Origin of the sequence: Fluctibacter halophilus (genome assembly GCF_020687825.1) — a bacterium.
GTDB lineage: Bacteria > Pseudomonadota > Gammaproteobacteria > Enterobacterales > Alteromonadaceae > Fluctibacter > Fluctibacter halophilus.
The window spans coordinates 185360-199392 of record NZ_JAJEWP010000006.1; the positions used below are offsets into that span (position 1 = coordinate 185360).

Sequence of the window (14033 nt, forward strand, 5' to 3'; positions counted from 1 at the left end):
TGAAACAATAAAAAAAGCGAGGCTATGCCTCGCTTTTTTGTGTCTTGGGTACAGCCTTCAACCTGCGTTGACTTCATGACCGTCCAGTTGTGACGCCAGATCATCCAGCGCACTGGCGGTACTATCAAAGCGACCTTCTCCGTAGGTATAGCGCACCCTGACCCTGTCGCCAGCGCCAGCAAGGCGCGCGTCGACTTTGCTCACCGACCAGCTGGTCAGCGTATTCAGAAAACGATTGGCAATCTGTGCCGAGGGAAACTCATAGGTGATTTGCGCGCTGATCATTTCAATGACTCCCGATCATTCGACTGATTGTCAGTCAGGGTTTTCAGCATGCGCTGCACATCATTCAACTGCGCCTGCAATTCCCCCAGGGTTGGCTCCCGCGTTTCCGCGTCTTCCTGGCGCGCACGGGTGTGCTCCTCTTCCATCACATTCACCACAATGCCGATCACCATGTTCAGAAACGCAAATGCGGTAAAGAAGATAAAACTCATGTAGTACATCCAGCTCATCGGATACACGTCCATGGTTTCATATTGAATGTCCGTCCAGTCCTCAAAGGTCATCACCCTGAACAGGGTCAGCATGGAAATGGCGATGTTGCCCCACAACACCGGGTTGATGTCCTTGAACAGGTAGCTGCCAATGGCGGCATAAATGTAGAAGATAATGAACATCAACAGCACCACGTAGCCCAATTGCGGCAGCGCCTTGATCAACGAGTTGATCAGTACCCGCAATTCCGGGATCACGGACACCATCCGCAGTACACGGAAAACCCGCACCAGTCGCGCCAGCAACGCCATCTCTGAATCTTGCACCGGGATCAGGCTGATCACCACAACCAGGGTGTCAAACACGTTCCAGCCAGAACGGAAAAAGCCCTTTTTATTCGGTTCAGCAAGAAATCGAATGGTGATTTCAAACAGGAAAAACAGGGTGATAAACACATCCAGATACTGGGTTATCAGCGCAGCCCAGCCTGGTAAGTCGTAGGTTTTGGCGCCGATTTCCAGCGCCGAAATGATAATAACGCTGACCACAAACAGCTCAAAAATGCGGTTATTTTTCAGGCGTTGCAGTTGATGTTGAAACCGTTCGTACATGACTCAAACTCGAAATAATTACAGCGATACAAACATAAAAGAGCCTCCCGGCATGGGAGGCTCTTCCAGGGTGGAGCATTAGTGGGGCAAAATCTCGCGATTTTCAAGCCCCGTCGATCAGATACCGTATTCAGCCTTTAGCGTGGCAAGACGGGCCTGGGCATCAGGATTTGACACATTGCGTGCTGCCAAACGACGTTTAGCCTGGGTATCCCTACCAGCCTTGAGCAACGCTTCAATGTAATTCAGGAAGATTTCATCATTCTCCAGTGACGCAAGGTCAATGCGCTGATACAGGGTCAACGCTTCGTCCAGATCATCCTGTCGCACTCGAATTTGCGCCAGCGTGTCCACCGCAGCAATGTTTTCAGGCTGCATTTCAACCGCTTTATTGGCCAGGGCTGCAGCCTGGGACAGTTGCCCTTCTTCCATATACAGGTAGGCAAGATTGTTCAGCGCGACAAAATTGTTCGGATTCTGCTCCAGCGCTTTCACGTAGGTTTTGATCGCGGAGGCATTGCCACTTGCGCCGCCGATCTGACGCTCAGCCAGCAACATTTGCGCAGCAATATCCTCAGGCGCGCGTTGCAGGTGGCGCTCAAGCAACGCGATCCCCTCTGCGGTTTTGCCCTGCAGTTCCAGTGCTGCCAGCAACACAATCAAATTGCGGCTGTTGGGTAGTGCTTCATAGGCATCGCTGGCCAACGGCAGAGCCGTTTCACCGTCCCGCTGAGACACGCTAATCCGCGCCGAAATGCTTTTCACGAAGGGTTGGTCCAACACATCCTTGGACAATCCCTGCAACGCATTTTGCGCCTGATCAAACTGGCCGGTTAATGTCAGGAAATGAGCGCGCAACAGGTGTAATTGCTGATCGTCTCGCTGCGTTAACACCTTGTCGAGCAAGCCAAGGGCTTCCTTGGCTTTATTTTGTGAATCCAACAACAGTAACTTGCCCACAACGGCCTGCTTGTTATTGGGCATCTCCGTCAACCAGGCATCGTAATGTGCTTGTGCCTGTTCGACTTTTTGTTGCTTTAACAGCGCTTGTCCACGCAATGCCCAATACACCACTGGCACATCATCGCTCACGGTGACGTTACCGGTGACGGACTCAACATCGCTCCAACGCCCTTCGGTGGCGTAGATACGGGCCAGCAACAAGGCCAAATCGGTACGTTGTGGCGCCTTCTGATAAGCCGCTACGGCCGGCGCCATGCCTTCTTCACCCTGTTGCTGACGTTTAAAGAACAGGTAATGGGTGGCGAGACCGGGCAAATAGTCTGGCGCCTCGTTAATCACCGCAGTCACTTGCTGTTGAGCACTGTCCATATCCCCTTGCTTGAAGGCCAGGTTCGCCAGTGCCAGTTTGGCCTGCAACATATCAGGCTGGGCAGCCAGCGCCCGTTCAAAAGCCTGCTGGGCAGCGGCCCAATCATTATTGCGCGAGGCCACTTCACCGAGTAGCAGGTGGGCTTCGGCATCATCAGGGTTTGTGCTCAACCACTGGTTAGCCAACGCCTCTGCCTTGTCTAGCTGACCCGCAGCAAGATACGCGGTCGCCAGTGTGGTACGCACACCCGGCAATTGAGGAGACTGACTGACCGCTTGCTCAAGGTCGACAATGCCTTCAACGTCATTGAGGGACAATTTCAACACACCCAGCCGCGCCAGATCATCGGCACTGCGAGAAATGTCGGCCGAACGCTCAACCATCTCTCGGGCTTGCTTGAGACTGCCCTGCTTGATCAATGCAAGACCAGTACTGCTGAACAACGGCGCATCCTGTTCGGTGATCGAGTCCAGTCGGGTCAACACATCTGATGCTTCACCACTCTGGCCCAACTGCAGTTGAGCAGCCGCCAACATTTTCAACGCGGGGTGGTTGTCAGGTAGCGAACTGGCGACAAAACTCAGGTGTTCGGCAGCCGATTCAAAGTCTTTGTTCTGATAGGCGGCATAACCGGCAATCAAGCGCAACGCAGGATCGCCTCTGCCCAGGGTGATTGCCCGCTCGGCGTGTTGCTGCGCCAATGCATGTTGTCCTTCACCTGCGGCGATGGTGGCTTTCAGTTGGTTCAACATCGGATGGTCAGGGTGATCGGCCAGCAGGCGATCGACATGCACCTGGGCTTCATCCATTCTTCCGGCTTCAACCAATAAACTGCTCAGGATAAAGATGATTTGTTTGTCGTCAGGAAATTGCTGCACATAGACCTGATAAACGTCAGCCGCCTGTTCAGGGCGTTGTAGCATCAACAGCACCTGACCCTGTAGTTTAAGCACATCAGGGTTGAACGGCGACTGCTTACGCAAGGCTTCTATGGCTGTCAGTGCGCCCTGGGTGTCATCCTGCAACAGGGGCTGGTAGGCCAAAATCAGTCCTTTGTAGACCGAGTTGGTATCCAACGCACCCAGTTCTTCAATCTGGGCCAGCGCGTCTTCACGGCGATCCAGTTGCACCAAAGACTGTAGTTTAAAAAACCCTGCTTCGGCCTTTTCTGCATCTGACATACCGGCGGCGGCAACATCAAGCTCGGTCAGGGCAGCATGGGCACCGGTGCGCTGATAGGCTTTGGACAACAAAGGAATGACCTCAGAGGCTGGCTGGCCGTATTCCAACGCGCGATTCAATTCCTTTTCAGCGCTGTCGAAGTCATTCATGGCCAGATACACTTTGCCCAGCTCAAAGCGGGCTGTGGCAGATTGCGGGGATTGCTGTACGGCGTTTTTCAGTTCAACCACCGCCGCTTCAAAATTATTTTGCGCAACGAATTTCTGAGCATTTTCAATATGTTCTTCACTGGTTTGCCCCGAGCACCCCATCAGTGCACTTAACAGAATCAACCACAACGCCTTTTTCATCTTACTTTCCTTATTATTGTGATGCGGGATACCGCAGAGGTTACCTTACCGCGAAGCAGGCGAGCTGTGAACGTCAATTTTCTGATAAGACACAATCAATGTCGCGGTTGTTTGGTATATCCGTACCATATGGAATATAATTGCGGTTTTAAATAACCCGGCGTATTAAGCGGGCCGTTCTCACGCCATGCCCCCCTACTGACCAGCCGGCAACCAGGGATCTTAAATGACCACCACCACTGATATAACGTTCCGCGATCTAGCATTGCCTGAACCCATTCTGCAAGCGCTGGAAAAAGTGGGGTATGAAAAGCCTTCGCCCATCCAGGCTGAAAGCATTCCGCTGTTGTTAGAGGGGCATGACCTGCTTGGACAAGCGCAAACCGGTACGGGTAAAACCGCCGCCTTTGCATTGCCCATGCTGGCACAAATCAACAGCGAACAAACAACACCGCAACTACTGGTACTGGCGCCTACCCGCGAACTGGCCATTCAGGTTGCGGAAGCCTTTCAGGTTTACGCCAGTTTTTCCAATAAAATCAAAGTTCTGCCTGTTTACGGCGGACAATCCTATGACAACCAAATTCGCCAATTGAAACGGGGTGTTCAAGTGGTTGTCGGTACACCTGGCCGGGTGATTGACCACATCAAGCGCGGCACACTGAAGCTCGATCAGTTACGCTTCCTGGTGCTCGACGAGGCCGACGAAATGCTGCGCATGGGATTCATCGACGACGTCGAATGGATCCTCAGCCACGCGCCAGAGACCCGTCAGACAGCGCTGTTTTCCGCCACCATGCCGGAGCCGATCCGTAAGATCACGCAACGTTACCTGAACGATCCAAAGCAGGTCAAAATCGCCGCTAAGGTTTCCACTGCCAGCACCATTCGCCAGCGTTACTGCCAGGTTGCCGGACACCACAAACTGGAAGCACTGACCCGTATTCTGGAAGTCGAGCCTTTTGACGGTGTGATCATCTTCGTGCGTACCAAAACCGCCACCGTTGAACTGGCGGAGAAATTGTCTGCCCGCGGCTATGATGTGGAACCCCTCAATGGTGATATTCCACAACAAGCCCGTGAGCGCACGGTCGAACGCCTCAAAAAAGGCACCATCGATGTATTGGTCGCCACCGATGTTGTGGCGCGGGGTTTGGATGTTGAGCGGGTTAGTCACGTGATCAATTTTGACATTCCCTACGACACGGAATCCTACGTTCACCGTATCGGCCGAACCGGGCGAGCCGGCCGTCAGGGGGATGCCATTCTGTTCATCTCACACCGCGAAAAGCGCCTGTTGTTTGCGATTGAAAAGGCCACCAAGCAAAAGATCGATGTGATGCCAATCCCATCGGTGTCTGAGCTGAACGAAAACCGCCTGACACGTTTCAAACAAAACGTGATCAATGCCCTGGAAGACGACAGCATCGAAAGCCTGATCCCGATTGTTGAATCAATTCAGCAGGAATCGGAAGCGTCTCCTGAGAAAATCATGGCTGCGCTGGCCAAACTGGCGCAAGGTGACGAGCCACTGATCCTGAAAGAGAGTGACCGTCCGGATCTGACAGCCAAGCCACCGCGCCGTGAAAACGGTCCCCGTGACCGCAATGACCGAAATGACCGCGGTGGTCGGGATGATCGTAAGGGCAAAGGTCGACAACGGGGTAAGCCGGAAGCCGGCATGCAACGCTACCGTATTGAAGTGGGCCACAGTCATGGCGTCAAACCCGGCAATATCGTCGGTGCCATCGCCAACGAAGGGAACATTGACAGCAAGCACATCGGCGCGATCGAAATCTTCGACCGTTTCAGCACCGTGGACTTGCCCCAGGGTATGCCGCCAGAAACCCGTGATGCATTGCAAAAAGCCCGTGTTTCCGGACAACGTCTGGGCCTGCGGGAGTGGCGCGACGAGCCACCAAAACGCAAAAAGCGTAAAGACTAAGTTTTAAAGGCGGCATTGACCGCCTTTTTTATTTCCTAATGGAATAAAATTTAACTTTTAAATTCTTTATTGAAATACTTGATTCAGGCAAACTGCGCACACTGAACAGAGAGTAGGCCCGATGCGTTATTTCCCCTTATTTATCGATACCCAACACTTACACTGCCTGGTCGTCGGCGGTGGGGAAGTCGCTGCACGCAAACTGGAACTGCTCGCCAATACTGAAGCCGCCATAACGGTGGTTACCCGGGAAGCCTGTCCGACGGTACAAAAAATGGCCGAGGAAGGACGCATTACCCTGCATCTTCGCCCATTTGAGGACAGCGACATTGTCGCTGCGCGGGTGATCTTCGTGGCCACCAATGATGGCGAGCTCAACGGCCATATTCAATCCCTTGGGACCGCCGAGGGCGCGCTGGTCAATGTGGTGGATGACGTTAAGCGCTGCAATTTCATTACGCCGTCAATTGTTAATCGTGGTCCGGTCACCATCGCCATGGCCAGCGGTGGCGTTGCACCGGTACTGTTGCGCTACCTGCGTCAGAAGCTGGAAGCCTGGATCCCACAACGCATTGCGCGACTGGGCGAGTTTGCCGAGCGTTTCCGTGATCAGGTTAAAGGCCGCTTTAACACCGTGACCCAACGGCGTTACTTCTGGGAAGAAGTGTTCGATGGCCCAATTGCCGAAGCGATTTTGCAGGGCAACGATGCACAGGCGGAACAAGCGATGCTGGACAAGCTGAACAGCGAGCGGCCCGAACAACCCGGCGAAGTGTATCTGGTCGGTGCCGGTCCGGGCGATCCGGAATTGCTGACCTTTCGTGCACTGCGCCTGATGCAAAAGGCCGATGTGGTTATCTACGACCGGCTGGTGTCCCCCGAAATTCTCGCCATGGTAAGACGTGACGCTGAGAAGCACTACGTGGGCAAAGCCAAGAGTAACCATACCCTTCCACAACAGGACATCAACGCCTTACTGGTCAAAGAAGCCAAAGCCGGCAAACGGGTCGTACGGCTCAAAGGTGGCGATCCGTTTATTTTCGGCCGAGGTGGCGAAGAACTCGAAACCCTGGTTGAGCATCAGGTGCGTTTTCAGGTCGTGCCGGGGATCACCGCTGCCAGTGGCGCAGCGAGCTATGCCGGTATCCCATTGACCCACCGGGATCATGCCCAATCCGTAGTGTTTGCAACCGGTCATTTACGCGACAATTCCATCGACCTGGATTGGCCAGCGCTGGTACAAACCGGTCAAACCCTGGTGTTTTACATGGGCCTGACCGGCCTGCCGATCATCTGCGAACAATTGGTGAAGCATGGCATGTCGGCACAAACCCCGATCGCGATGATCGCCAATGCCACCACGGCGCAACAGCGCGTGGTTACCGGTAACTTAAACACCATCTGTGCGAAGGCCGAAGCGGCAAACATTCAACCTCCTGCATTGATTGTGATCGGTTCGGTGGTCAGCCTGCACGATTCACTCAACTGGTTTCACCCTGCACCAGAGGCCCTTGCTTAATACTTTGTCGTATAGACGCCGCTGAAGTTGTCGATATACTGAGTATAACGACCAGTCAGGTGAGTCATGCGCGGCATTACACTCGTCATGGCAATCTTGTTGGCCGTGCTGTCGCACGGTAACGGGTTTGCCAAACAACTCAGCTTTCAACGGACACCGCAGGAAAACGGGGTGGCCCTGCGCTATGTATGGCAGGACCATGCGGGCCGGCAGCGGGAACTGTCGTTTGTGCTCGACAATCAGGAACTGGACAAGCAATTTCGCAATACCGTGTTGTACAAACCCGATGTGGCCACCCGCTACCTGTACATTGAACTGCTCAAGCATGCCCGTGAAGTCAATCCCAGAGAAGCCCGTGTTTCGGTACAACGGTTAGGCAAAGACGTACGGATTGTGGTCAAGGGGCGCAACGAAACCCTGCGCGAAAAATGGCAAGACTTTATGCTGACTCAGCAAGATGTGGCGTTTCGCGACTACCTGGCAATCCAGTATTTCGTGCCCTGGACCAATCATATGGGGCAAAAAGGCATCAAGCCGGATCACATCCGCTACCTGCAGGAAAGCCGCCAGATCCTGATGCCCGTCGCCCAAGCCATTTACAACATGCTAGAGCCCGGCAGCAACACCAGGGATTACGTTAACTTGCTGCTCAGTTGGATACAGAGCATTCCCTACAACCCATTGGAAAACCGGCTGACCTCAAACGGTGCGGGCTATCTGGCCCCGGTCGAAGTGCTACTGAGCAATCAGGGCGATTGTGACAGCAAAACCACCCTTATGGCGGCACTGATGCGCTCGCTGCTGCCCCGCCTGCGCATGGAATTGGTGTACCTTCCCCGCCATGCCTTAATGGCAGCGGCATTGTCACACCGGGAGGAAGAACAAACCCTGCAGGTCGGCAAAAGTCGCTTGTTGTTAATGGAACCCACCGGACCAGCCCCCTTGCCGGTGGGTGAAATCTCGACCCAGTCAGCCAGCAAACTCGCCAGTGGCATGGTGACCCATGAAACTATTCCGCTGTATCAGCAGGCTGCGGTTCAAAGCGACGAATAGCCAGGCGGTTACGACCGGCTGATTTTGCTGCATACAGCTGCTCGTCGGCAGCCTCCAGCGCGGCCATTTTGTCCATGCCCTTTTCAGGAACCACCACCACAGCACCGAAACTCAGGGTCACATGCTCTGCACAGTCCGAATACTCATGAGGAATGGCCAGATGACTGAGGTTTTCAATCAGCTTTTGAACAAAGCCTTTGGTGGCTTTTTCGTCACTCTCGGGCAACAACATGACAAACTCTTCACCACCATAGCGGGCCACAAAATCTCCGGCCCGTTTGGCCACCTTGGCCAATAACCCCGCGACGCTGATCAACGCATCGTCGCCCACCGCATGACCGTATTTGTCGTTGTATTGTTTGAAATAATCGATATCCGCCATGCAGATCCCCAGCGGCTTGCCGTGTCGCTTGGCGCGTCGCCACTCCTCTTCAAAGCGCTTATCGAACGAACGACGATTGGGGATGTCGGTCAAACCATCCATGTCCACCAGCGACTCCAGCAGATCCGTTTTGTGCTTCAACTCCAGTTGCTTGGCGATGCGGGCCCTGGCCAGCGGCATTTTAATCGGCTTGGTAAAATAGTCCGCCGCGCCCATTCTGAGACCCTTGACCTCATTTTCGTCTGAATCCTGACCGGTGACAAAAATGATCGGAATGGATTTGGTGTCGGGGTGGTTTTTGAGGGATTTTAGCACCGTATACCCACTCATATCGGGCAAACGGATGTCCAACAACACCAGATCGGGTTTTTCCTCACAGGCCAGTTCGATGGCACGTTTTCCCGTATCAGCCATGATCACCCGATAATCTTCAGACAAGCCCTGGCCGATAATGCGCAGATTGATCTGCTCATCATCGACAGCAAGGATCACCGGTTGTGACTTCTTTCGTGGCATCGTAACCTCTTAACAAAACGGTCAATACTGTATCGGCCCACAATGGCCAAGTCTTACTGCTCTCATCACCAGGCAGGTAAAAAGAACTTGTCCACGGGCATCGCACGGTGTGCCCGAAAGTAAGGCCGCTCGCAACTGCTCACCGCAACATTTTTACCTGTGAGACCGCGATTTCGATCAATCCCACAGCCAATGAAGTGCAAGACTACAGTTGCGTTTCAGCAAACTCCGCCAGGCGGCTACGCACCACACCATCCAGGTTCATGGTTGCACTGCCGGAAAAGTTCTTAAATTTTTCCACCAGATAAGTCAGGCCCGACGTGACTGCAGACAGGTAGTTGCTGTCGATTTGCGCCAGGTTACCGCTACAAATCAATTTGGTGCCTTCACCACAACGGGTAATGATGGTTTTCAATTGGGATGCAGTGAGGTTTTGTGATTCGTCCAGGATCACAATGGCATTCTGAATACTGCGCCCACGCATGAAATTCACTGACTTGAACTGAATGTTGGCTTTTTCCATGATGTAATTCATCGAGCCTTTCACGTTCTCATCATTTTTATGCAGCACTTCCAACGAGTCGGTGATAGCCGCCAGCCAGGGGGCCATCTTCTCTTCTTCGGTGCCCGGCAAAAAGCCGATCGACTCGGCAATTTCCGGTGTGCTGCGGGTCACGATGATCTTGTCATACATGTTTTTCTCGACCACCATTTCCAAGGCAGCAGCCAATGCCAGCAAGGTTTTACCACTGCCCGCCGGGCCGGTCAGGATGACCAGATCAATGTGTGGGTCCAATAGCGCATGCATCCCCATCGCCTGACCGATATTCTTGGGTGAAATCCCCCACGCACTGCGCCCCATCATGCGCTCATAGCCCAGATCTAACACCTCAAGGCTGTCTTCAGTAATCGACTCTACCAGTCCGGCAAAACTGTGGCTTTCGTCAATCAGAAACTCATTCACATAGGCTTCCGGCAACAGCTTGCGGTCGATGGTGTGAATGGTATCCCGACCTTCGCTGCGGCTGTCCACCGATTTAACTTTGTCCCAGAAATTGCCCGGAAACACGTGATAACCCTTGGACAGGTATTTGATGTCACTGACCAGCTGATCGGTGCGGTAATCCTCAACATGTGCCAATCCGGCGCCTTTGGCTTTCAGTCGCATGTTGATGTCTTTGGTCACCAGTACCACCTGGCGGGGCGCTTTCATCCCCTGCAGATGCAACGCCGCATTGATGATGCGGTTATCGTTTTCATTACTGGTGAACACCTGCTGTTCAATGGGCAGCCCATGGTCGGCGAAGATCGACAGGGTGCCTGAAGGCGCTGATACACCGGAGCCCCGTCCGGCCATGGAAACACCGGCCACTAACTGCTCTGGTGTAGCGTTGTGCAGCAAATCTTCCATTGAACGAATCGACACCCTGGCATCCCGGGCGACGTCTTTTTTGCTGTCTTTGATGTAATCGAGTTCTTCCAGGACCGTCATCGGAACGACAACGTCGTGTTCTTTGAAAGAGAGAAAGGCGAGTGGTTCGTGTAGCAGAATGTTGGTGTCCAGAACGTAAATCTTGGTGTCTGTCACTTTCTTTTTAGGCATCCGTCACCCCATAGCAATAAATGGCACAAAGAGGATAAGCGCTCATTAGACCATGCATCGGTGCGACGCCGAGCTTTTCGCCGCAACCCCTGCATCACTGAAAAGCCCTTAAGACCACAATAAACCACTTTTTGCCGATCTTCACCTACTTTTATAGCATCCGTGAACGATTGCGTTACAATGCGCGCCCCCAACGCTATCAAACCCTGTCAGGAGGTATCATTTTGACCACACAGCCCCCCTTTGCACCAGGACAACGCTGGCTCAGCAACGCCGAATCCGACTTGGGACTGGGGTTGGTGATTGAAGTGAGTGATCGCACTGTCACTTTGTTGTTTCCGGTCACGGGTGAACAGCGGGTTTACGCGCGCAACAATGCACCACTGACCCGCATTCGTTTTGCACCGGGCGAAACCATCACTGCTGCCGACGGCTTCACGTTGCGTATCGTAGAGTGTCTGGAGCAGGATGGGTTACTGATCTACGCCGGCACCCGGGAAGATAGTGGCAATCATGAAACACTGCCGGAAACCCAGCTGGATCACGAGTACCAGCTCGACAACCCGATTGATCGCCTGCGCGCCGGGCACAGCGATCATCCTCGCTGGTACAGTCTTCGCCAGGACTGCCTGACCCATCGCTATGACTACGACAGTTCACCACTGCAAGGCATGCTGGGGGCCCGGGTGACGCTCATTCCTCACCAGCTGCACATCGCCAATGAAGTGGCCAATCGCTACGCCCCACGGGTACTGCTGGCCGACGAAGTCGGGTTGGGTAAGACGATTGAAGCTGCGCTGATCATCCACCAGCAACTGCTGACCGGACGCGCGCAGCGGGTCTTGATTGTGGTGCCCTCCTCCCTGGTCCATCAATGGTTGGTGGAAATGTTACGCAGGGTCAATCTGTCGTTTGCCATCTTTGACGAAGAACGCATAAGCGCGTTAAAGGAGCAAGGCGATAACCCGTTTGATACCGAACAATGTGTGCTGTGCAGCCTGGACTTCATTCAGCAACCTGAGCATCTCGACGCCGCAGCACAGGCAGGTTGGGATCTGCTGGTGGTGGATGAAGCCCATCACCTGCAATGGTCTGCACAATCACCATCAACCGAATATCAGGCCATTGAGACATTGGCACAAGCGACCAAAGGGGTTTTACTGTTGACCGCCACGCCCGATCAACTGGGCCACGAGAGTCATTTTGCGCGCTTACGCCTGCTCGATCCCGCTCGTTTTCCCGACTACCAGCAATTTGTTGAAGAAGAGCAGGACTATGCTGCGCTGGCCAGTGCCATTAAGCCGCTACTCAATAACCAGCCACTCAGTGAACAGGACAGTCAGCACATCGCACGCTTTTCACGCCACTACGATGCAACGCAGCTGCAACAGCTTGACCCCAGCCAGCAACAACAGCTGGTCAATGAACTGCTGGACCAGCACGGCACTGGCCGGGTGTTGTTTCGCAATACCCGTAGCGGCATCGCCGGCTTCCCGATGCGCCATCTGAACGCCTATCCATTGGCCTTGCCTGGTGAATACCAATCGCTGACCTTTGCCGACCCGTTCGAGGCACTCACGCCGGAGCATCACGGACAGGTCAACGAACAATGGACCAGCATCGACCCCCGGGTCGACTGGCTGATTGCACTGCTCAGCGAGCACAAACAGGAAAAGATCCTGACCATTTGTCATCATGCCAGTACCGCCTTACAGCTGGCAGAGGCTCTGCGGGTTAAGGCCGGCATTCACGCCGGCGTATTCCATCAGGGCATGAGCATCGTGGAGCGGGATCGCACCGCCAATTTCTTTGCTCAATCCGAAGGTGGCACGCCGATACTGATCTGCAGTGAAATTGGCAGTGAAGGGCGTAATTTCCAGTTTGCCCATCATCTGGTGCTGTTCGACCTGCCCCGCCTGCCAGACCTGCTGGAACAGCGTATTGGTCGATTGGATCGCATTGGCCAGCGTCACGATATCCAGTTGCACGTGCCCTATTTCAGCGACAGCCCGCAGCACATCATGCTCAACTGGTATCACCGTGGATTGGATGCCTTTGAACACACCTGTGCCACCGGCACTGCGGTATTTGAGGCCCTGGGTGAACAGCTCAAAGACGCGCTAGGCAATCCTGACAACGCCGAAGCCATTATCACCGCGTGTCAGCAGCGCCACCAGGCCCTCAAAGCCGAACTGGAAGCAGGCCGCGACCGTCTGCTGGAACTCAATGCCAGTGGTGTGGGACGGGTGGAACCGGTGTTGCAAGGATTACAGGACGCGGATGATTCCCCCACCCTGGAGCGCTTCATGAGCCGGTTGCTCGACGCTCTGGGGGTTGTGCAGGAAGAAAAAGACGATGCCTGTTACCTGCTGCGACCGGGCGAATCCATGCAGGCGCCGCTGCGCGGACTGGACGAAGAGGGCATGACCGTGACCTTCGAACGCCACACCGCAACCGCACTGGAGCAGGTACACTTTCTGAGCTGGGATCACCCGATGGTTCAGCATGCGATGGATCTGGTACTGGATGATGCGCAGGGCAAAAGTACCGTGGCCCTGACCAAAGAACCGGCGCTGCCGGCGGGCGCGTACTGGCTGGAATGCTTGTTTGTGCTGGCACCGAAGGCCCCGCCGCAACTGCAGGCGAACCGTTTTATGCCGGTGACGCCAATCACGCTGTGCATCGACAGCAAAGGCCAGATCATCGATAAAACCTTTACCGTGCTGAGCAAAGTCAATCAACAAACCGCCAACCAGTTGATCAAAGCCCTGAGCGCACAGATTGATCAGGCCCTGAGTGTGGCAGAACAAGGCGCCAACCAACGTGCCGAGCAATGCCGTGCTGACAGTGTGGAAAAACTCAACGCCCTGTTGGGCGAGGAAATTCAGCGTCTGACCCAGTTAAAAGAGGTCAATCCGGCGATCCGACAGGAAGAAATCGACTTTATCGTGCATCAGCAGACAGCCCTGAAAGACGTGTTGCAGGACGCCAAGCTGCGCCTGGATGCCGTGCGCCTCGTGATCAACAACCCCGGATAAACC

9 protein-coding genes are annotated in these 14033 nt (G+C 54.2%); 4 read left to right on the top strand and 5 right to left on the bottom strand.

All coding sequences use genetic code 11. From position 1 onward, the window contains the following. Positions 1-57 precede the first annotated feature (57 nt). From LJ739_RS16875 to prsT, 3 genes are all read right to left on the bottom strand, one after another. On the bottom strand, positions 58-285 hold the full coding sequence (locus LJ739_RS16875) for a hypothetical protein (RefSeq protein WP_229162363.1): 228 nt from the start codon (positions 283-285) through the stop codon (positions 58-60). Then, complete coding sequence (locus LJ739_RS16880) at positions 282-1109, bottom strand: ion transporter (RefSeq protein WP_229162365.1); 828 nt, start codon at positions 1107-1109, stop codon at positions 282-284. The genes LJ739_RS16875 and LJ739_RS16880 overlap by 4 nt, the downstream gene beginning before the upstream one ends. Before the next feature lie 117 nt (positions 1110-1226). Beyond that, positions 1227-3974 (bottom strand): XrtA/PEP-CTERM system TPR-repeat protein PrsT, encoded by a 2748-nt coding sequence (gene prsT / locus LJ739_RS16885; protein WP_229162367.1) that lies wholly within the window; start codon positions 3972-3974, stop codon positions 1227-1229. A gap of 226 nt (positions 3975-4200) precedes the next feature. On the opposite strand from prsT, the gene LJ739_RS16890 reads away from it, so the two are divergent. The 3 genes from LJ739_RS16890 to LJ739_RS16900 all read left to right on the top strand — a co-directional run bounded on the left by LJ739_RS16890 (position 4201) and on the right by LJ739_RS16900 (position 8491). Next, positions 4201-5919 (top strand): DEAD/DEAH box helicase, encoded by a 1719-nt coding sequence (locus tag LJ739_RS16890; protein ID WP_229162369.1) that lies wholly within the window; start codon positions 4201-4203, stop codon positions 5917-5919. Positions 5920-6040: 121 nt separating this feature from the next. Continuing rightward, positions 6041-7438, top strand: a complete 1398-nt coding sequence (gene cysG, locus LJ739_RS16895; RefSeq protein ID WP_229162371.1) for a siroheme synthase CysG — start codon at positions 6041-6043, stop codon at positions 7436-7438. A gap of 66 nt (positions 7439-7504) precedes the next feature. Beyond that, complete coding sequence (locus tag LJ739_RS16900) at positions 7505-8491, top strand: transglutaminase-like domain-containing protein (protein ID WP_229162373.1); 987 nt, start codon at positions 7505-7507, stop codon at positions 8489-8491. On the opposite strand, the gene LJ739_RS16905 is transcribed toward LJ739_RS16900, so the two are convergent. Next, a complete protein-coding gene (locus tag LJ739_RS16905) occupies positions 8448-9389 on the bottom strand; it encodes a GGDEF domain-containing response regulator (RefSeq protein ID WP_229162375.1) in 942 nt (313 codons plus the stop codon). The two genes, LJ739_RS16900 and LJ739_RS16905, sit on opposite strands and share 44 nt — an antisense overlap. A gap of 205 nt (positions 9390-9594) precedes the next feature. Then, on the bottom strand, positions 9595-10992 hold the full coding sequence (locus tag LJ739_RS16910) for a PhoH family protein (protein WP_229162376.1): 1398 nt from the start codon (positions 10990-10992) through the stop codon (positions 9595-9597). A gap of 224 nt (positions 10993-11216) precedes the next feature. Between LJ739_RS16910 and rapA the strand changes: the two genes are divergently transcribed. Continuing rightward, positions 11217-14030 (top strand): RNA polymerase-associated protein RapA, encoded by a 2814-nt coding sequence (rapA, locus tag LJ739_RS16915; RefSeq protein WP_229162377.1) that lies wholly within the window; start codon positions 11217-11219, stop codon positions 14028-14030. The last annotated feature ends 3 nt before the right edge of the window (positions 14031-14033 follow it).